Raw genomic sequence first — 24,453 nt, 5'->3', positions numbered from 1 at the left:
CCAATTTTATATCGTATTAAAGTAGCGAAATTTTACTAAAATACTTTACTTTTTTACTAAGATAATTCGAGTAGTATGAGCTATTAAAATAACAAATTATAATTGTTTTAGAAATTTTTATTGCGTTCTATTGAATTAAACGCGATGGTAATTTACTAATTAAAAGGAGTATTAAATACCTATGAGAATATTTAAAGAATACATTGCAAGAAGAAACAACAGATATTCTATACGGAAATTCAATATTGGAACTGCTTCAATACTTTTAGGCAGTATATTGATTTTTAGCCAAAGTGGAGAAGCACAAGCAGACATGTTGGAAAGTGAAGATAAGTCAGCATTAAATGATATAGATAACATAGATAAACAAGTTAACCCAGATAAAAATGAGGAGAACAACACTCTTATTAATAGTCAAACACATAATGAAAGTGAGAGCGCATCGATTAGCCAGGAATCGAATAATAATATATCTAAAAATGTACCTCATAACATTCCTAACAAAGAAGATGCAGAAGACCAAAAAGTAAATATAGAAGACCCAAATATTGTACATAATAAGCCTCAAATTGAACAAAACCAACATCAAAATGATATAAAACCACAAGAAAATAAAACAGGTGATGATGTTCAAACAGAAAAACAAATTAAAAGTTCATCTGAAAGTAATTTTAAACAAACAAACAAATTATTAAATGATAAAGAAAATAATATATTGTCAAACGATAACGAAATAGAAAAAACATCAGCCGTAAAGCCTAACGTCTCAATAAAAAGCGACATTGAAACTAATGATCGTAATAATACAGAGGAAAATACCAGTAAACAAAATGTGAATTTTACAAATTCAAGTGCAAAAGTTATGAGTTTTAAAAACGCTGAAGAAACAACTATAAATAAAAATATTAAAACAAATAAAGAAAATATAAAACAACAATATCCAAACAAACCCAAATCACGAGTTGCTAGAAGTTTGGATAGATTATTATACTTTAACAATATACGAAAAATAGTCTACAATCCTAAGTTGAATTACACCTCTGTACAAGCAGGTGATTTTATTACAACAGCTATAAGAGAGGTTGAAAAAAATAGAAATGAGTTAACTGAAGAAGAAAGAAAGTTATTTTTAAGAAATATCATTAGGCAAACCGTACTTAAAAACAATAAATTTTCTTACGATGCTATTTTTAACGGTAATTATGGAATAGCTACTAATAAAAAGCTTAACGCATACCAAGCCAATAATATCAATCAATTATTGTATAAAATGAAAGACTTGACTTTGAACAGAAATAATGACGATTATCGCGCTGTTTATACATTTACGAACCAATCTGACGTGACGAAAAATCATTTTGGTATAGTTCAAGATGATATTTTTTATGACGATGGTGATGTGCTCATTGCGACTATGGTTTTATCTAAAGAAAAAGGTCGAGGTACTTACCGATTTGAAAATTATGCTATAAGGCCAAATGAAAGTTTAAATAAAAAAATTAAAAAAGTTTTTGCTGAATATGAAGGTAGACAAAGAGTGATGTTAGAACAAGACCATTTAGGTTACTATTCATATACACGTCCACATAGTGGTTCTAACGGTAATCCAAATACTGGTGGCGGGTCTGGTGGTACAGTTAAATTCTATATATCGTTTGATGCTAACCATTATATAGATGTTAAGAAAGATAAACTATTTGGATATATACTTAGTGATACAATAGATCCTCATGTGCTTAGAGGCGTGAATATAACAAACCAGTCTGTCGATATCGATGATGTAGCTACAAGGATTAATAAAGCTTTAACTAAATCTAAGAAAAAAAAGGCTGAAGAAGCAATACAAACAGCGGAACAAGCAAAACAATATGCTGAGCAACAATTGTCAAAAGTATTAGCAGATGGAGCTGTAAGTCCTGCAGAGAAACGAAAAGTAGATGAAGCAAACCACGCCCTAGAAGAAGCAAAACAAATAGCTATAACTAAATTAAATGGTGTGTTAAGCGGCACAGCGGGTAAAAATCAGTTACAAGGTAGGTTAGACCAAATCGGCACAGTAAATTCACCTAAAGTGAATGATTTAGATAGTAATGGTGTAGCAGATGATATTCAATTATCAGAAGCGGCACAAGCTGTCCAAAAGGCTGAACAAGCAAAACAAACTGTAGACCAAAAGCTGGTAGAAGTAACAAGAGATGGTTTGATAAATCCAAACGAGAAGAACGAAATAGACCGCTTAAATAAAGCACTAAAAGTGGCTAAGACTACAGCTAGTGAAAAAGTAAATAACTTACCAGAGGGTATTAAAGATAAAATTAAACTTCAGAAAAAATTAGAAAAAATTGACACAGTGACATTACCAGAAGTAAATGATGTAGATAGTAATGGAGTTCTTGATACAGAACAACTGTCACAAGCCAGTCAAGCTGTCCAAGCAGCAGAACAAGCTAAACGTGATGTAAATCAAAAACTGGAAGAAGTAACAAAAGATAGGTTAATTACACCAAGTGAGAAAGCCCTAGTAGATAAATTAAATAATGATTTACAGATAGTTAAAAGCACAGCTGCAGAGAAAATCAACAACGTACCAAATAATATGACAGGTAAAGGTGAGTTACAAACACGCTTAGGTCGAATTGACACAGTAACTTTACCAGAAGTAAATGATAGAGATAGTAACGGAGTCTTGGATACGGAACAATTATTACAAGCGGAACAGGCCATTCAAGCAGCAGAACAAGCCAGACGAAATGTGGCTCAAAAGGTAGCGGAAGTGACTAATGACAGCTTAGTTAATCCAAGTGAAAAGGCAGAAATAGATAGGTTAAATCAAGTATTAGAAACAGCTAAATCAACTGCATTAGAGAAGTTAAATAGTGTGCCTAATGGGACACCGGGCAAAGCGGAGTTACAAACACGCTTAAACCAAATTGGTTCAGTGACAACACCGGAAGTAAATGACCGAGATAGTAATGGGGTTAAAGATACAGAACAATTATCAGAGGCAGAACAAGCAATTGCGGCAGTGGAACAAGATAAGAGAGCTGTAGATAACAAGTTAACTGAAATCACATCGGACGGATTAGTTAATCCAGAAGAAAAAGTCGAGTTAGATCAACTTATCGAAGCGTTAGAAACAGCTAAAGTAGAAGCTGCAGCTAAATTGAATAGTGTACCAGACGGTACAACAGGTAAAGACGGATTACAAACACGTTTAGATCAAATTGACACAGTGACATTACCAAAAGTAAATGATCAAGACAGTAACGGCGTCTTAGATACCGAGCAGTTATCTGAGGCAGAAGAAGCAATTGCGAGAGTAGAAGAAGCTAAAAAAGCCGTCAATAATAAGTTAGCAGAAATCACATCGGATGGATTAGTAAATCCAAATGAAAAAGCTGAGTTAGAAAAATTAATCGAAACATTAGAAACAGCGAAAGTAGATGCTTCGGCGAAATTGAACAGTGTACCAAACGGTACGACAGGCAAAGATGAGTTACAAACACGCTTAAAACAAATTGACTCAGTGACAGCGCCAGAAGTAAATGATCGAGATAGCAATGGCGTGTTAGACACAGAACAATTATTAGGGGCAGAACAAGCAATTCAAGCTGCGGAAGAAGCTAAGAAAGCCGTCAATAATAAGTTAGCAGAAATCACATCGGATGGATTAGTAAATCCAAATGAAAAAGCTGAGTTAGAAAAATTAATCGAAACATTAGAAACAGCGAAAGTAGATGCTTCGACGAAATTGAACAGTGTACCAAACGGTACGACAGGCAAAGATGAGTTACAAACACGCATAAACCAAGTTGGTTCAGTAACAGCACCAGAAGTAAATGATCAAGATAGTAATGGCGTGCTAGATACAGAACAGTTATCAGAGGCAGAACAAGCAATTCAAGCTGCGGAAGAAGCTAAGAAAATCGCAGCTAACAAGTTGACAGAAATCATGTCTGATGACTTAGTAAATTCAGGTGAGAAATTCGAATTAGATCAACTTGTCGAAGCATTAGAAACAGCAAAAACAAACGCATCAGAAAAACTGAATAATGTACCTGATAGTACAACAGGTAAAGATGAATTACAAAGTCGTTTAGACCAAATCGGTTCCGTGACAATCCCAGAAGTAAATGACCGAGATAGTAATGGCGTTTTAGATACAGAACAGTTATCAGAGGCAGAACAAGCAATTGAAGCAGTAGAAGAAGCTAAAAAAGCAGCAGCTAACAAGTTAACTGAAATCACATCGGATAGCTTAGTAAATCCAGAAGAAAAAGCCGAATTAGATAAATTAATTGAGGCATTAGAAACGGCAAAAGCAGAAGCTTCAGCGAAATTGAACAGTGTACCAACTGGTACAACAGGAAAAGCTGAGTTACAAACTCGCTTAGATCAAATTGACTCAGTGACAGCGCCAGAAGTGAATGATCAAGACGGTAATGGCGTTTTAGATACAGAACAATTATCTGAGGCGGAGCAAGCAATTGAAGCAGTGGAACAAACTAAGAGCGCTGTAGCTAATAAGTTAACAGAAATTACGTCAGATGGTTTAGTAAATCCAAGTGAGAAAGCCGAGTTAGATCAACTTATCGGAGCGTTAGAAACAGCTAAGGCAGAAGCTTCAGCGAAATTGAACAGTGTACCAAACGGTACAACAGGCAAAGATGAGTTACAAACTCGCTTAAACCAAATTGATTCAGTGATTCCTCCAGAAGTGAATGATCAAGACGGTAATGGCGTTTTAGATACAGAACAATTATCAGAGGCGGAACAAGCAATTGTAGGAGTGGAACAATCTAAACAAGCAGTAGATAATAAGTTATCTGAAATTACATCGGATAGCTTAGTAAATCCAGAAGAAAAAGCCGAGTTAGAACAACTCATCGAAGCGTTAGAAACAGCTAAAGTAGAAGCTTCGACGAAATTAAACAATGTACCAAATGGTACACCAGGCAAAGAAGAGTTACAAACTCGCTTAAATCAAGTTGGTTCAGTGACAGCGCCTGAGGTCAATGATCAAGATGGTAATGGCGTTCTAGATACTAAACAATTATCTGAGGCGGAGCAAGCAATTGAAGCAGTAGAAGAAGCTAAAAAAGCCGTCGATAATAAGTTAGCGGAAATCACGTCTGATAACTTAGTAAATCCGAGCGAGAAAGCTGAGTTAGATCAACTCATCGAAGCGTTAGAAACAGCGAAAGCAGAAGCTTCAGCGAAATTAAACAATGTACCAAACGGTACAACAGGTAAAGGTGAGTTACAAAGTCGCTTAGACCAAATTGATTCAGTGATTTCTCCAGAAGTGAATGATCAAGACGGTAATGGCGTTTTAGATACAAAACAATTATCAGAGGCGGAACAAGCAATTGTAGGAGTGGAACAATCTAAACAAGCGGTAGATAATAAGTTATCTGAAATTACATCGGATAGCTTAGTAAATCCAGAAGAAAAAGCCGAATTAGAGGAATTAATTGAGGTATTAGAAACGGCAAAAGTAAATGCGTCAGAAAAACTGAATAATGTACCAAACGGTACAACAGGTAAAGACGGATTACAAACACGTTTAGGTGAAATTGGTTCAGTGACAACACCGGAAGTAAATGACCGAGATAGTAATGGGGTTTTAGATACAGAACAGTTATCAGGGGCAGAAGAAGCAATTGCGGCAGTGGAAGAAGCTAAGAAAGCCGTCGATAATAAGTTAGCGGAAATCACGTCTGATAGCTTAGTAAATCCGAGCGAGAAAGCTGAGTTAGATCAACTTGTCGAAGCATTAGAAACAGCGAAAGCAGAAGCTGCAGCGAAATTGAACAGTGTACCAAACGGTACAACAGGTAAAGGTGAGTTACAAAGTCGCTTAGACCAAATTGATTCAGTGATTTCTCCAGAAGTGAATGATCAAGACGCCAATGGAGTTTTAGATACAGAGCAGTTGTCTAAAGCAGAAGAAGCAATTACGGCAGTAGAAGAAGCTAAGAAAGCCGTCGATAATAAGTTAGCGGAAATCACGTCTGATAACTTAGTAAATCCAAGTGAAAAAGCCGAATTAGAGGAATTAATTGAGGTATTAGAAACGGCAAAAGTAAATGCGTCAGAAAAACTGAATAATGTACCAAACGGTACAACAGGTAAAGACGGATTACAAACACGTTTAGGTAAAATTGGTTCAGTGACAACACCGGAAGTAAATGACCGAGATAGTAATGGGGTTAAAGATACAGAACAGTTATCAGAGGCATCACAAGCAATTACGGCAGTAGAAGAAGCTAAAAAAGCAGCAGCTAACAAGTTGTCTGAGATTACGTCTGATAACTTAGTAAATCCAAGTGAAAAAGCCGAATTAGAGGAATTAATTGAGGTATTAGAAACGGCAAAAGTAAATGCGTCAGAAAAACTCAATAATATACCAGGCGGTACAACAGGCAAAGATGAGTTACAAAGCCGACTAGACCAAATCGGTTCAGTGACTTCACCAGAAATAAATGACCGAGATAGTAATGGCGTTTTAGATACTGAACAATTATCAGAGGCGGAACAAGCAATTGAAGCAGCAGAACAAGCTAGGCAAGCTGCAGATAACAAGTTAACTGAAATTACAGCGGACGGATTAATTAATCCGGATGAAAAAGCCGAATTAGACGGCTTAATTGAAGCATTAGAAACGGCAAAAACAAATGCGTTAGAAAAACTGAATAATGTACCAGACGGTACAACAGGTAAAGATGCACTACAAACTCGCTTAGACCAAATTTATTCAGTGAATTTCCCAGAAGTGAATGATCAAGACGGTAATGGCGTGCTAGATACAGAGCAGTTATCTGAGGTGGAACAAGCAATTGCGGCAGTAGAACAAGCTAAAAAAGCCGTCGATAATAAGTTAGCGGAAACCACGTCTGACAACTTAGTAAATCCGAGCGAGAAAGCTGAGTTAGATCAACTTGTCGAAGCATTAGAAACAGCGAAAGCAGAAGCTGTAGCGAAATTGAATAGTGTACCAGACGGTACAACAGGAAAAGATGGGTTACAACCACGTTTAGATCAAATTGGTTCAGTGACTTTACCAGAAGTAAATGATCAAGATGGTAATGGTGTACTAGATACCGAGCAGTTGTCTAAAGCGGAACAAGCAATTGAAGCAGCAGAACAAGCTAAGAACGCTGTAGATAATAAGTTATCTGAAATCACATCGGACGGATTAATTAATCCGAGCGAGAAAGACGAATTAGATCAACTCATCGAAACGTTAGAAACGGCAAAAGCAGAAGCTTCAGCGAAATTGAACAGTGTACCAGACAGTACAACAGGAAAAGATGGATTACAAACTCGTTTAGATCAAATTGGTTCAGTAACAGCGCCTGAGGTCAATGATCAAGATGGTGATGGCGTTTTAGATACAGAACAATTATCAGAGGCGGAGCAAGCAATTGCGGCAGTGGAACAAGCTAAAAAAGTAGCAGCTAACAAGTTGTCTGAGATTACGTCTGATAACTTAGTAAATCCAAGTGAAAAAGCTGAATTAGAGAAATTAATTGAAACATTAGAAATAGCTAAAACAAATGCGTCAGAAAAACTCAATAATGTACCAGACGGTACAACAGGAAAAGATGGGTTACAAACACGTTTAGATCAAATTGGTCCAGTGACTTTACCAGAAGTAAATGATCAAGATAGCAATGGAGTGCTAGATACAGAGCAGTTGTCTAAAGCAGAAGAAGCAATTACGGCAGTAGAACGAGCTAAGAAAGCCGTCGATAATAAGTTATCTGAAATCACAGAGGATGGGTTAGTAAATCCAAGTGAAAAAGCTGAATTAGAGAAATTAATTGAAACATTAGAAATAGCTAAAATAAATGCGTCAGAAAAACTCAATAATGTACCAGACGGTACAACAGGTAAAGACGGATTACAAACACGTTTAGATCAAATTGACTCAGTGACTTTACCAGAAGTAAATGATCAAGACGCCAATGGAGTTTTAGATACAGAGCAGTTGTCTAAAGCAGAAGAAGTAATTACGGCAGCAGAACGAGCTAAAAAAGCCGTCGATAATAAGTTAACAGAAATTACGCCAGATGGTTTAGTAAATCCAAGTGAGAAAGCCGAGTTAGATCAACTTATCGAAGCATTAGAAACAGCGAAAGCAGAAGCTTCAGCGAAATTGAACAGTGTACCAAACGGTACAACAGGTAAAGGTGAGTTACAAAGTCGCTTAGACCAAATTGATTCAGTGATTTCTCCAGAAGTGAATGATCAAGACGCCAATGGAGTTTTAGATACAGAGCAGTTGTCTAAAGCAGAAGAAGCAATCGCTGCAGTAGAACAAGCTAAAAAAGTAGCAGCTAACAAGTTGTCTGAGATTACGTCTGATAACTTAGTAAATCCAAGTGAAAAAGCTGAATTAGAGAAATTAATTGAAACATTAGAAATAGCTAAAACAAATGCGTCAGAAAAACTCAATAATGTACCAGACGGTACGACAGGTAAAGACGGATTACAAACACGCTTAGATCAAATCGATACAGTGACTTCACCAGAAATAAATGACCAAGACAGTAACGGAGTCTTAGATACAGAGCAGTTGTCTAAAGCGGAACAAGCAATTGAAGCAGTAGAAGAAGCTAAAAAAGCGGTCGATAATAAGTTAGCGGAAATCACGTCTGATAACTTAGTAAATCCGAGCGAGAAAGCTGAGTTAGATCAACTTATCGAAGCATTAGAAACAGCGAAAGCAGAAGCTTCAGCGAAATTGAACAGTGTACCAAACGGTACAACAGGTAAAGGTGAGTTACAAACTCGTTTAGACCAAATTGTTTCAGTAACAGCGCCTGAGGTCAATGACCGAGATAGTAATGGTGTACTAGATACAGACCAATTATCAGAGGCAGAAGAAGCAATTGAAGCAATGGAACAAGCTAAGAACGCTGTAGATAATAAGTTATCTGAAATCACATCGGATGGATTAATTAATCCGAGCGAGAAAGACGAATTAGATCAACTCATCGAAACGTTAGAAACGGCAAAAGCAGAAGCTTCAGCGAAATTGAACAGTGTACCAGACGGTACAACAGGAAAAGATGGATTACAAACTCGTTTAGATCAAATTGGTTCAGTAACAGCGCCTGAGGTCAATGATCAAGATGGTGATGGCGTTTTAGATACAGAACAATTATCAGAGGCGGAACAAGCAATTGCGGCAGTAGAACGAGCTAAGAAAGCCGTCGATAATAAGTTATCTGAAATCACAGAGGATGGGTTAGTAAATCCAAGTGAGAAAGCCGAGTTAGATCAACTTATCGGAGCATTAGAAACAGCTAAGGCAGAAGCTTCAACGAAATTAAACAATGTACCAAACGGTACAACAGGTAAAGACGGATTACAAACACGTTTAGGTGAAATTGGTTCAGTGACAACACCGGAAGTAAATGACCAAGATAGTAATGGAGTCTTGGACACTGAACAATTATCAGAGGCAGAAGAAGCAATTGAAGCAGTGGAAGAAGCTAAGAAAGTCGTCGATAATAAGTTAACTGAAATCACATCGGACGGATTAATTAATCCAGAAGAAAAATCTGAGTTAGAGAAATTAATTGAAGTGTTAGAAACAGCAAAAACAAATGCATCAGAAAAATTTAACAATGTACCAGATGGTACGACAGGAAAAGATGAATTACAAACACGTCTAGCTCAAATTGATTCAGTGACTGCACCAGAAGTAAATGATCAAGACGCCAATGGAGCTTTAGATACAGAGCAGTTGTCTAAAGCAGAAGAAGCAATTGCGGCAGTGGAAGAAGCTAAGAAAACCGTCGATAATAAGTTATCTGAAGTTACATCTGATGGATTAGTAAATCCAAGTGAAAAAGCTGAGTTAGATCAACTAATTGAAGCGTTAGAAACAGCAAAAACAAACGCATCAGAAAAACTGAATAATGTACCTGATAGTACAACAGGTAAAGATGAATTACAAAGTCGTTTAGACCAAATCGGTTCAGTGACAATCCCAGAAGTAAATGACCGAGATAGTAATGGCGTTTTAGATACTGAACAATTATCAGAAGCAGAACAAGCAATTGCGGCAGTAGAACAAGCTAAACAAGACGTAAATAACAAGTTATCTGAAGTTACATTTGATGGATTAGTAAATCCAAGTGAAAAAGCTGAGTTAAATCAACTTATCGAAGCATTAGAAACAGCTAAAGTAGAAGCTTCGACGAAATTAAACAATGTACCAGATGGTATAACAGACAAAGATGCACTACAAACACGCCTAGACCAAATTGGTTCAGTGAGTTTACCAGAAGTGAATGATCAAGATAGTAATGGCGTTCTAGATACTGAACAACTGTCTGAGGCGGAACAAACAATTGCGGCAGTAGAACAAGCTAAGAAAGCCGTCGATAATAAGTTGTCTGAAATCACATTGGACGGATTAATTAATCCAGAAGAGAAATTCGAATTAGATCAACTCATCGAAACGTTAGAAATAGCGAAAGCAGAAGCTTCAGCGAAATTAAACAATGTACCAAACGGTACAACAGGTAAAGACGTATTACAAACACGTTTAGATCAAATTGGTACAGTGACTTCACCAGAAGTAAATGACCGAGATAGTAATGGCGTTTTAGATACAGAGCAATTATCAGAGGCAGCACAAGCAATTGAAGCAGCGGAACAAGCTAAGCAAGATGCAGACAATAAGTTATCTGAAATCACAGCCGATAATTTGATTAATCCGAGCGAGAAAGTCGGATTAGATAAATTAATTGAAGCATTAGAAACAGCGAAAGCAGATGCTTTAACGAAATTAAATAATGTACCAAACGGTACAACAGGTAAAGCTGAGTTACAAACACGTTTAGATCAAATTGGTACAGTGACAATCCTAGAAGTAAATGATCAAGACAGTAATGGCGTTTTAGATACTGAACAATTATCAGAGGCAGAAGAAGCAATTACGGCATTAGAAGAAGCTAAAAAAGCCGTCGATAATAAGTTAGCAGAAGTCACATCCGATAATTTGGTTAATCCAAGTGAAAAAGCCGAGTTAGAACAACTCATCGAAGCGTTAGAAACAGCGAAAGCAGAAGCTTCAGCGAAATTAAACAATGTACCAAACGGTACACCAGGAAAAGATGGATTACAAACTCGTTTAGACCAAATTGTTTCAGTAACAGCGCCTGAGGTCAATGACCGAGATAGTAATGGTGTTTTAGATACAGAACAATTATCAGAGGCGGAACAAGCAATTGTAGGAGTGGAACAAGCTAAACAAGCTGTCGATAATAAGTTAGCAGAAGTCACATCCGATAATTTGGTTAACCCAAGTGAAAAAGCTGAGTTAAATCAACTTATCGAAGCATTAGAAACGGCAAAAGCAGAAGCTTCAACAAAATTAACCAACATACCAACTGGTACAGCAGGAAAAGCTGAGTTACAAACACGTTTAGATCAAATTGACTCAGTGACAGCGCCAGAAGTAAATGATAGAGATAGTAATGGAGTGCTAGATACAGAACAATTATCTGAGGCGGAGCAAGCAATTGAAGCAGTGGAAGAAGCTAAGAAAGTCGTCGATAATAAGCTAGTGGAAATCACAGCTGATGGCTTAGTAAATCCAAATGAGAAAGCTGAGTTAGATAAACTTATCAAAGCATTAGAAACAGCGAAGGCAGAAGCTTCAACGAAATTAAACAGTGTACCAAATGGTACAGCAGGTAAAGTCGCACTACAAACACGCTTAAACCAAATTGATTCAGTGGCAGCACCGGAAATAAATGACCGAGATAGTAATGGAGTGCTAGATACAGAACAATTATCTGAGGCGGAGCAAGCAATTGTGGTAGTAGAAGAATCTAAAAAAGCAGCAGATAATAAGTTAGCGGAAATCACGTCTGATAACTTAGTAAATCCGAGCGAGAAAGCTGAGTTAGATCAACTAATTGAAGCATTAGAAACAGCGAAAGCAGAAGCTTCGACAAAATTGAACAATGTACCAACTGGTACAACAGGCAAAGATGGGTTACAAACACGTCTAGATCAAATTGGTACAGTGACTTCACCAGAAATAAATGACCAAGACGGTAACGGAGTCTTAGATACTGAACAATTATCTGAGGCAGAACAAGCAATTGAGGCAGTGGAACAAGCAAAAATAGCAGCAGATAATAAGCTAGTGGAAATCACAGCTGATGGTTTAGTAAACCCGGATGAAAAAGCCGAATTAGATCAACTAATTGAAGCATTGAAAACAGCTAAGGCAAATGCGTCAGAAAAACTTAATAATGTACCAGATGGTACAGCAGGTAAAGGTGATTTACAAAAACGTTTAGATCAAATTAATTTAGTGACTTCATCATCAATAAATGATAAAGATGGCAATGGTATATTAGATATACAATCATCAAACATAAAGGGTCAAAATCATGCTAAAGTAAATAAACATTTGGACAATACTATCAAAAATTCAAACTCACATAACCTTATAAATAAAAATGTGAAAGTACAAAATTTAAATGATAAAGATAATACACTATTAAATGAAAGACTTCATACAGGACTGCAACAATTAAATATAGTCACAGATCATTTGCAAATAATGAAAAATGAGACTAATGAAAGTTCAGAACATAGTATGAATTCACTAACTCATTTACCTAATACAGGTGGAAAAAATAAAGATAGTTGGATTTTTGGAACTTTACTAGGCGCTATAGGTTCAATGATGATCTTAAGAAAGCGACAAGCAAAAAAGAAAGGTACAGAAAAAAATAGCTAAAATTTAATAATGACTATTTATATAGGACAAAAAAGATCCGAGGCATAAAAGTATGTCTCGGGTCTTTGAATTTATAGGTAAATAAAATAGTAGATTATGAATTAAAAATCGTATTGATCATTTTCTTCTTCTAAAATCTGATTATATAATTTAGAAACACGCAAGGTTGATGTTGCCAAATCATTGATCCTAAATATAATGTCGTCATTAACAATAGTACCATTAGAAAAATCACGTTCTTCGATAAATACATAAGTTTGCATAACGTGTGCTTTCATATAACTTAATATTGGTTTTAATTGTGTTTCAGCAATTAAGTAATGTTTTGGAGAACCCGCAGTAGCTATAATACCTACAATTTTATCTTTAAATGCATTGACTGGAAGTAAATCAAATACGTTCTTTAATGTTCCTGGTATAGATGCTTGGAAGATTGGAAAACCTATAAAAATAATATCAGCCTGCATTAAAGCGGTAGTTAATTCTAATGTGTCTCCAGAATAGTCCAAGTAATTTCGTCCATCGCTAAAAGATAAATCTAAATTTTTCAAATCGAATAATTGGATATTAAGTGCATCATCTTGATTTGTTACGGCTTCGTCCAGATATTTCATGGCAGTACTTGTTTTAGAACCAACTGTAGAACCAGATAGTAACACGACGTTCATAGTATACCTCCTATTAGTTTAAATGTTTTTTTACAGCGGGGATGATTTCATTTCCTATGAGTTCTATATTTTTCATGATTTTGTCAAAAGGCACGCCGCCAAAATCTATTTGTGCCATAAATCGTTGATGATTATATAATTCGTGTTGGTATAAAATCTTTTCGACAATTTGTTGAGGGCTACCAACCATTAAAGCATCTCTGTAATCTGGTGCATTAGCAAATTGTTGTTTTGGGTAACCTGTACCTCTTATAAATGACATACCCACGTTTAAATGAGGGTAGAATTCTCTCAAAGCTTCTTGCGTTGTGTCTGCAGTATAAAAGAGACTAGCTGTAGAGACTGGTAAAGATTCAGAAGAATTATCAAAACCGTTTTCTTTGGCAGTCAATCGATATTGTTCTATAGAATCTTTAAAGGTCATTGATGGGCCTCCTAAAGTTGTAATCATCATCGGTATGCCTTGTCTACCAGCTTTGATAGCACTTGCCGGCGGTCCACCAACAGCGCGCCAAATTGGTAATGTATCATCTATTGGACGAGGAAAGATTTTCATGTTATTCAAATCAGGTCTGAATTTTCCTGACCAAGTAATTTTATCTGTATTATTTAATTCCATTAGTAAATTGAGTTTTTCTTCATAAAGTTCATCATAGTTATTAAGATCTAATCCGAATAAGTCAAAAATACCAGTTCGGGATGCGCGACCTGCTACGATTTCTGCGCGTCCGTGAGAAATTAAATCTAAAGTAGCAAAGTCTTCAAATACTCTTACAGGATCAGTAGCACTTATAATGGTAGAAGAACTAGAAACTTTGATTTTGTTCGTTGCTTGGGCAATTGCTCCTAAGACAACTGTATGTGCTTGAGTCGTAAAGTGTTCTTGGTGACTTTCACCAACACCAAACACATCAATACCAGCTTGCTCAGCTAATCGACTTGCTTCTATGAGTTCATTAATTCTTTGTTCATAACTCACTTTTTCTCCGTTATGCGGATTTAATAAATGGTCTCCTAATGAGTAAAGACCAAATTCTAGGGGCGTATTTTCATTCATTTTTAAATGTGCCATAATATCATCCTTTATAATTCGTGTAGATTATTTTCAATCTCTGTTCTTCTATCTTCCATAAAATCGGGTAAATTAAGATGCTTTCCTAAGTTTTTAATACTTGTATCCAATGTAAAACCTGGATCTGCTGTTGCAAATTCATATAAGATGTGGTTTTGTCTGTAATACAATGATTCGAAAAAGTAACGATCTATAATGCCAGAGTTATTTCCAGGTTGCTGATTTATTGTTTGATAAACAGCATTTAGATCATTGCTTTTGGGTGTATTAACCGCAATATGATGTATATAACCTTGCCCTGGACGTGCGCGTTCTCCCTGCTGCTCTACAACTACGAAATCAGTGTATAACCCCTTTTCATCTAAAGTCATAACTGTTTCGGCCATATCTTGTCTTTGCGTATACGCTAGGGTTTCTTTTAAAAAATTAAGTGTTTCTTGAGCGTTTTTAACTCTTAGTTCAACTGGCCCCATACCGAGAATTTGATACCGTTCTGGAATTTGAGTATATGGGTTTTTTCTCCAAGCATTTGGCGTTTTGTAATTATTGTTTACTAATAAAATCACTTCTAACCCATCAATATCTTTAAAAGAAATCGCTGATTGATTTAAATAGATCAACGGTTCCCAAGTTATACCAAAAGACTCGAGTCTCTTTTTAAAGAATGTTAAAGCATTTTCATCAGGGATAAGTAACGATAAACGATGTATTGAGTCCGTGCCTGGACGGTTTTTACCTAAAAGTGGTATTTCAAAAAAACTAAGCAAGGTACCAGGAGAGCCAATTTCATCTCCAAAAAATAAGTGATACATTTTAGGATTATCTTGATTAACTGACTTTTCAACTAGTCTTAAACCTAATACTTGAGTATAAAAGTCTTTGTTTTTCTTTGCATTTTTTGTATACATTGAAATATGATGATGACCAATGATATGCATAATTGCACCTCCATTTTTATAATTACCTATCATAATATTTATTTCCCTTTAAACAAATAATAAACTGAAAGGTATAAAAAGTATACTAATAATTATGAGTAGAATATAGAAATGAAAAATACTTACGGATAGTTTATAAAAAATTTGTATGAATGAATTTAGTATAAAAATTTAAAAAGGACATTAATAAAGGTTTATATCTAAAAATAAACCACCCGTTATACGGATGGTTTTGATTTTGAAAACAGGTATTTATGTCTCGAGTCCACTCATATTAAGTGAGATTTAATGCACCATCTTCCATATGATATACTTTGTCGCAATATGTTGTGAGGCGTTCGTCATGGGTAACCACGATGCATGTTTTATTTTTATCTAGTGTTTGTTCTTTTAAAATTTTCATGACTTCCATAGCATTTTCCGTATCTAGGGAAGCTGTTGGTTCATCAGCTAAAATAATAGAGGGTTTCGTATACAAGGCTTTGGCAATAGCTACACGTTGTTTTTGCCCCCCTGAGATTTCACTTGGAAGTTTATTTTCAATTGCTTCAAGGTTTAATTGTGACATAAGTTGATTATAATCAGTTTGGCTTAACACATCTTTTTTCTGTTTCTCTAATAACTTGAATTGTTGTTTTACGGTTAGAAATGGTACAAGATTAGTTGCTTGAAGTATAAAACCAATTTCTTGCATTCTTGTATTTGCTAACGCTTTTTGAGACATTTGAGAAACTTCTCTATTATTAATAATAATGTCACCAGAAGACGGGGTTTGAAGCGCACCGGCCATTGTTAAGAATGTGCTTTTTCCAGAGCCAGAAGGTCCAATAATAGCAATAAGTTCGTTTTTGTTAAATTTTAAAGTTGTAGGTTTAACAGCTTCTATTTTTTGATTTCCATCTTGAAAATACTTTGTAACATTTTTGAATTCTAACATTTCATATACACTCCTACTTTATCCGATTGCTTTCAGTGGATCGACTTTTCTTATTGTTAGTATAGAGAACAGACTACCTATTAATGAAACAACGATAAGTACAACGCCATATATTATTAGCGTCACGGCGCTAAATTTAATTGGTACAGCACTTGGTAAGAAGGCGCCTGTAATTAAGGTTAATATAAGCCCGATAAGCGTACCAATCATAGCAATGATGAATGTTTGTGATAATACTACTTTTGCTAAGTAGCCATTTGTGAACCCTTGTGCTTTTAATACACCAAATAAATTTGTTTTTTGTAATGTAATTACATATAAAAATATGCCAATAACGGTTGCTGAAATAATAAATAAAAATGAAATCATAAAGTTTAAGGTTAAGTTTTGTGCTGTATAACCAGGTAAATTTTCTACAAAGCTTTCAATTCCAATTGCTTCCAAGTTGTTATTTAACGATTGATTATTCCAATTTTTATCTTTAACAACTACTGCATTTGTCGTAGATTTATCCAGGGAAGGATTGATTTTTTGGATTGTATTATTATTTGAAAATAATACTGGAGAAGCATTGTATTTTGCACTTTCACTAAAGCCTACTATTTTTAAGTTTTCATCTGATTGAGATAGAGATAGTTTATCTCCAATTTTAAACCCTTTATCTTTCAATGTTTCATCTGCAATAACTTCATAATCTGAGTTGAATTTTTTCCCTTCAATCATATCCGGTACTAAAAAAGAGTGATCTGTAACACCAAATAATAGTGCATTTTCTTCATTGTTCCCGTTAGAAACAATGACACCAGATTGTTTTAGAGTTGTTTGATTTTTGTATGTATTTTCTATGTCATCTGTATTAAAGAGAGACTGTTCAACGGTCTGGTTTGCATCTTTGTTCAGTACAATTGCATCTGCTTGCCACTTATCAATACCCTCTCTATTCATATTCATTAAGCCACTTGCTAAACCTGAAAGTAAAAAAAGCAAATAACTAATCATTATTAATACACCAATAATTAGACTGAATTTTAATTTGTTTCGTTTGATTTCGTTCCAAGCTAAAAACATAAATAACCTCATTCCATTAAATATTTTAAACACAAATAACCATTATTCTAAAATATCATAAAAACTCAAATACCTATACAAATACAGATGTGAACTGTATAGACGATTTCATATTTAATTCATATCTTACTTAAAATAAACGCTCATGATACTCAGAAAATTATTTCAAAAAACAATCAATTCAATGAGAATAACATCAATTAATGTAGTGAAACAGTCACTTCACATATAATAAGAAAGTCATAGGTTCTACATATTGCAAACAAAGATGACTTCTTAGATGATAAGCATAACATGAATAATTATCGTTAGGATTATATCCATTATAGTTGAAAGTCAATGTAAAGGAGTATATAAATGGATTTTTTTATAGTATTCGTTTTGATAGCAATATTTTTAGGAGGCTTAGTTCGAAGTTATTTTGGATTTGGTGAAGCACTGATTAGTATGCCATTACTTGCGATTATAGGTTTAGACACACATACAGCTATTTCAACCATTGGATTAGCAGGTTTATTCGTAGCTAGTTTAAATATATTTTATGATTTTAAGACGATAAAATATAAAGTTTTATGTAAGATGTTGATAGGAAGTTTACTTGGTATCCCTATAGGCATATGGTGTTTAAGACATTTTGAAGCGGGTAACGTCCAATTTATGCTTGGTATATTTTTAATTTTATATGGTATTTATGCATTGGCACGAACACTTTATTTTAAAAACTATGCTCATATTATATTGAAATCTAAAATTTGGGCATTTATTACTGGGATAGTTTCAGGTATGTTAGGGAGCTTATATAATTCTCATGGCGTACCAGTTGTGATTTATGGAACGATGACGCGGTGGGGTATTAAAGCATTTAAAAGTACAGTGCAAGCACACTTTTTAATAACAGCAATTTTTGTTGTCATCGGTCAAATCACAGGCGGTATATGGACATCACAAACATTGTCACTATTTTTATTATCAATACCTTGTTTAATTATTTCAGTGATGATTGGAAAGTATTTATCTTATGTTACAACGCCGCATAATTTTGAAAAATGGATTTATGTATTTTTAGTATTACTTGGTATACTAATGTTATTTGTCGTTTCATAACTACTATTGTGCAATGTTTAATAATATTTTTTAAAGGTCGGAATCATTTTGTCATATCACTATGAATCCGACCTTTTATTTATGATTTATTTTGATGAGCATTAGCATTTATACTTTTATTTAATAATACAAAGAATAAAATAAAAGCAATTGAGATTGTGATATGTCCTAGCCCTGAAATACCAGCAATAGCAGGGCTAACACTGAATCCTTTCATAACTGCAATACCATTAACAAATTGCATAGCAACTGTTACTAAGACGCCTACATGATACACATAGAAAAAATAACTAAAAAGCGTATGGTGCTTAGTTAATTTTAATTGGTTTTCAATAACTAGGAAAATTAAAAACATGATTGTACCTAATACTAGTAAATGTGTATGAGTTACATTTAATTGTGAATAACCACTAAAGTTCTCTGCTTTAGACATTTCTCGATAAAACAAGCCACTTAGCATACCTAATATAGTATATAAAATTGAACTATACATTAATTTTTTCATTTTTATAACCTCCAGATTGTTAATGACTATAATTTAAAGAAAATTTATGAACTGAGTGTGAACAAATTATGAAATTTAATTATCAAAATCATAAATTTACTAAGTAAACAAAATATTAAAAGAAAAAAAGATATGTATTAAAAAGTGAAGTGAATTTTCTTAAAATTTTTAATATTTAAACTTAATTTTTTTGTATTTACATTGTGCACCGTAGTTTATATAATATCTTCGGTATAAAACAACACTTTTGTTTTGAGGTTAATAGTGTTCATTTATACTGTGAATTACATGTATTTATGTTTATTATTCTTGTGTATTGTGACAGTACAATGGGTTTTGTAGATAACTATCTTTAAATTAATGTGTCGTGAAACTAAGCAACGAAATATTGTAAAGTGCATGTTATTTTATTAAAATTAACTTAACATTTAAAAATAACTTGCATTTATTTATTAGTTAAGTACAATAAAGTTGTGAAAACTTAATATGAGGTGGGAAAAAATGAAAAATGATCAAGGATTTTTACCTAATAGGTTAAATAAGTACGCTATTAGAAAATTTACAGTTGGAACTGCATCATTATTAATCGGGGCAACATTGGTATTCGGCGTTAGTAACGAAGCACAAGCAGATGAATTAGCTACGATTAAAACAGATGAAAAAACTGATAATTCTGATAAATGGGAAGCGCTGGATGTCGAAGATATTAAAGGCGTGGAAAATAACAATGAAGCAACAAATAGTACTGAAAGCCGAACTACAGATACAGAAGAAAAGTTTGAAAATACAGAGTTAGAACGTAAACAAGATACAACTAGCAATGAAATATCAACTATTGAAACAAAAAATGAAGAAAAATCGAATCAAGAAGTAATTGATAATGAAGAAAAACAACCAGCACAAGTAGAAAATGACATAGATGAGGTATCGAAAGAGACAACACATGCTACTGAAACCAAAAATGAAAAAAATTCGAATCAAGAAAAAGTAATCGATAATGAAGAAAAGCAATCAGCACAAGTAGAAAGAGATATAGATGAGACATCGAAAGAAACAACACAAGAAACAACGAATGAAAATGATATAAATAACAACGCATCTCAAAAAGAAACATCTGAAAGCGAAACATCATTTAATAATAACGTTAATAAAAAATCACCATCTGAAAGTCCGAAAAAAGAAATTACAAACAAGACATCGTCTACAGCATCATCTGAAGATAAAGAAGCATCAGCCAAACTAGATTCAAAAGCGCATACTACCGAAAAAACGAAAGACCCCTCTAATAATTCCAAACAAACTGCTTCACAAGAAAATATAAAGCAAAGTATTGAAAAGGCAAATGCCACAGAAGCAAACGAAGAGAAAATAACGGATAAAAAAGATAATGCACAATCAAAGCTAACAGAAGAATTATCAAAAAATGATAATAAAGAAGCAACGATTAAAAATTATTTAAATAGTCAACTGCCTAATGAAGAAACACAAGCTATTTTAAACGATACAGATATAGACTATAAAAATGCAACAGATGAAGAAATCAATACTGAAATTTTAAAAGCATCTGTTATTCAACTTGCAAATCAGCAAGACAATGTAAAAACATTAGCTACCTCAAAACGTACGATGTTACGTTCGATGGCTACACCGACTGCATTAAGCGCTGCAGTAGAACAAAATGAAGAAGTTGAAAAATCTTTAGGGTATATGGACAACTATACGTTTGCCTCATTAATTTTTGATCCAAAGCGTTTAGATTCTCAAGATATGTTAGATAGCAATGTTATCCCGTTCGATATTCATAGTTATATGTCAGGAGCGAATTCTGGCAATCGTTATAAAATAGACTTGAAATTGGATCCAATCATTTCTAAGCATGTTACAAAAATTACTGCTAATCCAAGTGGTAGAAAAAACCCTGTTGAGTTTATAAGATTACATGACGAAAATGGCAAGTTAACTAATACTTGGGAAGTCAATTTTATTAGAGCAAATGGTGGTTTATTTGGAGGAGCAGAGATTTTATCTCAATATACTGCTACAAATGGAAAAATTGAATTAGATGATACAGTTGGAAATATTTTAAATGAAGCCGGAAATTTAGATAATAATAAACTAAATTACCAAATTTTTGTTCGCGATTCAATCAATAATAAAATTGTAAGAACTTCCGAGAGTAGCGGTTATTTATTAACTACAGCTGATGATGATTTAGTTCAATTAGAAAGTAATGTCTCAGATGAAGACAAAAATGTTTTTAAGGCAAGTAGCGGTTCAGCAACATATGATAACGCACCTGGAGAACATGGTGGATTTATAATCGACCAACAAATTATGAAAAATGGTACCTTTACGTACGGTAAAACGAAAAGTAAGCAATGGTCATATAATTATCAGATTGATAAAGACTTATTACCTTACATCGAAAGTGCAGAATTGCATACTTACGACTATAAAGGTTTATCTGGTTTTGATAAGTCTTATCATTCAGAAGATAAAGTAGCAAATATACAACTTGATAGTAACGGTAATGGAATGATAACAAGTGATAATTTAAATAAATTAATTGAGTTTAACAATGGATTACCGGAGACAGTAGGTGTGCGTATTGTTATTAAATTAAATCAAAGTGTAAATAATATATTAACTAAGGATGCACAATATGATGATCAAGGTAACTTAATAAGAGAAACTACAAAACAAAAAGATGATTTTACATTTGCAGGTTATTTAACTGATAGCGATGGACAACTTATTAATCATACATTGGGAACGTCAACATTAGCATTACAAGATTATGATAAAGATGGTCTGTTAGACAGATATGAACGTCAAGTTGCTTTATCAAACCCTGAAAACGAAGACACAGACGGTGATGGTAAAAATGATGGTGATGAAGTTATTAATTATAAAACATCTCCATTAGTAGGGAAACCTCAAGCTGCTGATATTACAAATGAAGACACGGTCGTAACAGGTTCAGTTCCACTAAAAGAAGGCGCTGCAACACAAACAGCTAAAGTGATTAACGAAAACGGGAAAGTAATTGGTAGTGCTACGGTTAACGCCGATGGTAAGTTTAATGTATCAATTCCACAATCACCAGAAGGTACTTATACTATTGCCATTGATTCGCCTAACTATGAAAACGATGAAGTTAACACGTTCAATATTATAGATCTTTCTAAAGTTCCTGTACCGTCAATCAACCCAGTTGATGATAATGATACAGAAATTCACGTCAACGGGACAGCAGGTGCTACCGTTACTGTTCGAGACAATAATAATAATGAAATTGGCTCAGTTCAAATTCCTGACGATGGTTCATCAGCAACTATCACTTTAAACCAACCACTGCCAGCTGGCACAGTTTTAACAGCAATAGCTAGTAAAGACAACAAAATAAGTGAAAAGTCTGGCCAAATTATAGTAACAGACGAAACCGCGCCAGATGCACCAGTAATAAATCTAGTAGCAAGTAACGATACGCAAGTAACAGGTACAGCAGAACCTAACTCAACAGTGACAATTGGTTTCCCAGGTGGGGGTAAAATTTCAGTGAAAGCTGATAATCAAGGTGATTATACAGCTGATATACCAAGTGGTGTCATTCTTAAGGGCGGAGAAGTGTTCAAAGCAGTTTCAATAGATGAAGCAGGTAATGAATCAATTGTAGCAACAACAACAGTTGCAGATAAAACAGCACCTGATGCACCTACATTAGAAAATGTAACAAGTAATAGTAATCAAGTGACAGGGCAAGCAGAAGCAAACGCAACAGTTAAAGTAACGTTCCCGAGTGGCGCAATTGTTGAAACAACAGCAGATCAAAATGGATTTTACACAGTAGCTATTCCAGAAAACGAAGGATTGAAAGGTGGAGAAACGATTGAAGCTACAGCAACAGATGTGGCAGGTAATGTTTCAGAATCTGGTAGTACGGATGTGATAGATAAAACAGCACCAGATACACCACAAATAAGTCACGTAACAAGTGTAAGTACTGAAGTAACAGGTAAATCCGAAGCAAATGCAACGGTCAAAATAACATTCCCAAGTGGTGCAATTGCTGAAACAATAGCAGACGAAGATGGTAACTTCACAGTAGTTATCCCAGAAAGCGAAAATCTACAAGGCAAAGAAACAATTAGTGCTACAGCAACAGACGCAACAGGTAATGTTTCACAACCAAGTTCAACTACAGTAACAGACGAAACAGCACCTGCACCGCCAATAGTGAATGGCGTAACAAGTGAAGACACACAAATCACTGGTGATGCAGAACCTAATACAACCGTGACAATTAAATTCCCTAGCGGTGAAACATCTAACGGTGAAACTGACGCAGATGGGAAATATGTTGTTACAATACCTAATGAAATAGACTTAAAAGGTGGAGAAGAGTTAGAAGTAACATCCACTGATGACGCTGGTAATGAAACTGATCCAGTGAAAACCATTGTTAAAGATAAAACAGCGCCATACGCGCCTAAGGTAAATAACGTAACAAGTGAAGACAAGACAATCAGTGGAATGGCGGAACCAGGATCAACAGTGACTGTAACATTTCCAGATAATAGCACTGCGACAGGTACAGCAGACCAAGGTGGTAATTATTCAATTGAAATTCCATCAGATATTAAATTAGATGGTGGTGAAGCGTTACAAGTCGTTGCAACAGATAAAAACGATAATATTTCAGCACCGACAATGACAACAGTAGAGGACACAACAGCGCCAGATGCGCCAAAGATAAATGAAGCCTCTAGTGAAGATACTCAAATTGCTGGAACTTCAGAACCAAATTCAACAGTGACCGTAACATTCCCTGGAGGTGCTACAGTCGATGTAGAAACTGACGAACAAGGTAACTTTATAGTTGATATACCAGAAAATATGGACTTGACAGGTGGAGAAGAAATTCAAGCCAGTGCCCAAGATAAATCCGATAATAAATCAACTCAAGCATCAACAACGGTTGTGGATGCGACAGCACCAGAGGCACCAATGGTGAACGAAGTAACAAGTGAAGACAAGACAATCAGAGGAACAGCAGAACCAGGTTCAACGGTAACTATAACATTCCCAGACGGTAAGACTGCAGATGGAAAAGCTAATGCGCAAAGTGAGTATTCAATTGCTATACCGGAAAATGTGGAATTAACAGGTGGAGAAGAATTATTAGTAGCTGCTATGGATAGTAATGGAAATATCTCAGATTCTGTCACAACAACAGTTACTGATACGACAGCACCAGAGGCACCAACGTTGGACGAAGTAACAAGTGAAGACAAAACTATCAGAGGAACAGCAGAAGCAGGATCAACAGTAACTGTAACCTTCCCAGATGGTAAGACTGCAGATGGAAAAGCTAATGAGCAAG

Annotated in this window: 9 protein-coding genes; 3 read left to right on the top strand and 6 right to left on the bottom strand. The window is 34.8% G+C overall.

Features of this window, described 5'->3' with window-relative positions; translation table 11 throughout:
- Window positions 1–181: 181 nt before the first annotated feature.
- Window positions 182–12,778: a GA-like domain-containing protein gene (locus tag IEU88_RS02840; protein WP_115359554.1), complete on the top strand. Its 12,597-nt coding sequence runs from the start codon at window positions 182–184 to the stop codon at window positions 12,776–12,778.
- A 101-nt stretch (window positions 12,779–12,879) separates the two neighbouring features.
- On the opposite strand, the gene IEU88_RS02835 is transcribed toward IEU88_RS02840, so the two are convergent.
- From IEU88_RS02835 to IEU88_RS02815, 5 genes are all read right to left on the bottom strand, one after another.
- Window positions 12,880–13,446, bottom strand: coding sequence for an NADPH-dependent FMN reductase (locus IEU88_RS02835; RefSeq protein ID WP_103373246.1), 567 nt, complete (start codon window positions 13,444–13,446; stop codon window positions 12,880–12,882).
- 13 nt (window positions 13,447–13,459) lie between these two features.
- Window positions 13,460–14,518 (bottom strand): LLM class flavin-dependent oxidoreductase, encoded by a 1,059-nt coding sequence (locus IEU88_RS02830; RefSeq protein WP_103373245.1) that lies wholly within the window; start codon window positions 14,516–14,518, stop codon window positions 13,460–13,462.
- Between the two features lie 11 nt (window positions 14,519–14,529).
- Window positions 14,530–15,456, bottom strand: coding sequence for a VOC family protein (locus IEU88_RS02825; RefSeq protein ID WP_103373244.1), 927 nt, complete (start codon window positions 15,454–15,456; stop codon window positions 14,530–14,532).
- A 274-nt stretch (window positions 15,457–15,730) separates the two neighbouring features.
- Complete coding sequence (locus IEU88_RS02820) at window positions 15,731–16,393, bottom strand: ABC transporter ATP-binding protein (RefSeq protein WP_103373727.1); 663 nt, start codon at window positions 16,391–16,393, stop codon at window positions 15,731–15,733.
- Window positions 16,394–16,411: 18 nt separating this feature from the next.
- Window positions 16,412–17,461, bottom strand: coding sequence for an ABC transporter permease (locus tag IEU88_RS02815; protein WP_103373726.1), 1,050 nt, complete (start codon window positions 17,459–17,461; stop codon window positions 16,412–16,414).
- A 357-nt stretch (window positions 17,462–17,818) separates the two neighbouring features.
- Between IEU88_RS02815 and IEU88_RS02810 the strand changes: the two genes are divergently transcribed.
- Complete coding sequence (locus IEU88_RS02810) at window positions 17,819–18,565, top strand: sulfite exporter TauE/SafE family protein (RefSeq protein ID WP_096808203.1); 747 nt, start codon at window positions 17,819–17,821, stop codon at window positions 18,563–18,565.
- Window positions 18,566–18,644: 79 nt separating this feature from the next.
- Here the strand turns inward: IEU88_RS02810 and IEU88_RS02805 are convergent, their stop codons facing one another.
- Window positions 18,645–19,070, bottom strand: coding sequence for a DUF2871 domain-containing protein (locus tag IEU88_RS02805; protein WP_103373736.1), 426 nt, complete (start codon window positions 19,068–19,070; stop codon window positions 18,645–18,647).
- Between the two features lie 501 nt (window positions 19,071–19,571).
- Here IEU88_RS02805 and IEU88_RS02800 point away from each other — a divergent pair.
- The coding region (locus tag IEU88_RS02800) for an Ig-like domain-containing protein (RefSeq protein ID WP_194445641.1) at window positions 19,572–24,453 on the top strand (4,882 nt) is incomplete at its 3' end.

This window comes from Staphylococcus nepalensis, from assembly GCF_014635045.1.
Classification (GTDB): domain Bacteria; phylum Bacillota; class Bacilli; order Staphylococcales; family Staphylococcaceae; genus Staphylococcus; species Staphylococcus nepalensis.
This window is presented reverse-complemented; position numbering and strand designations above follow the sequence as displayed.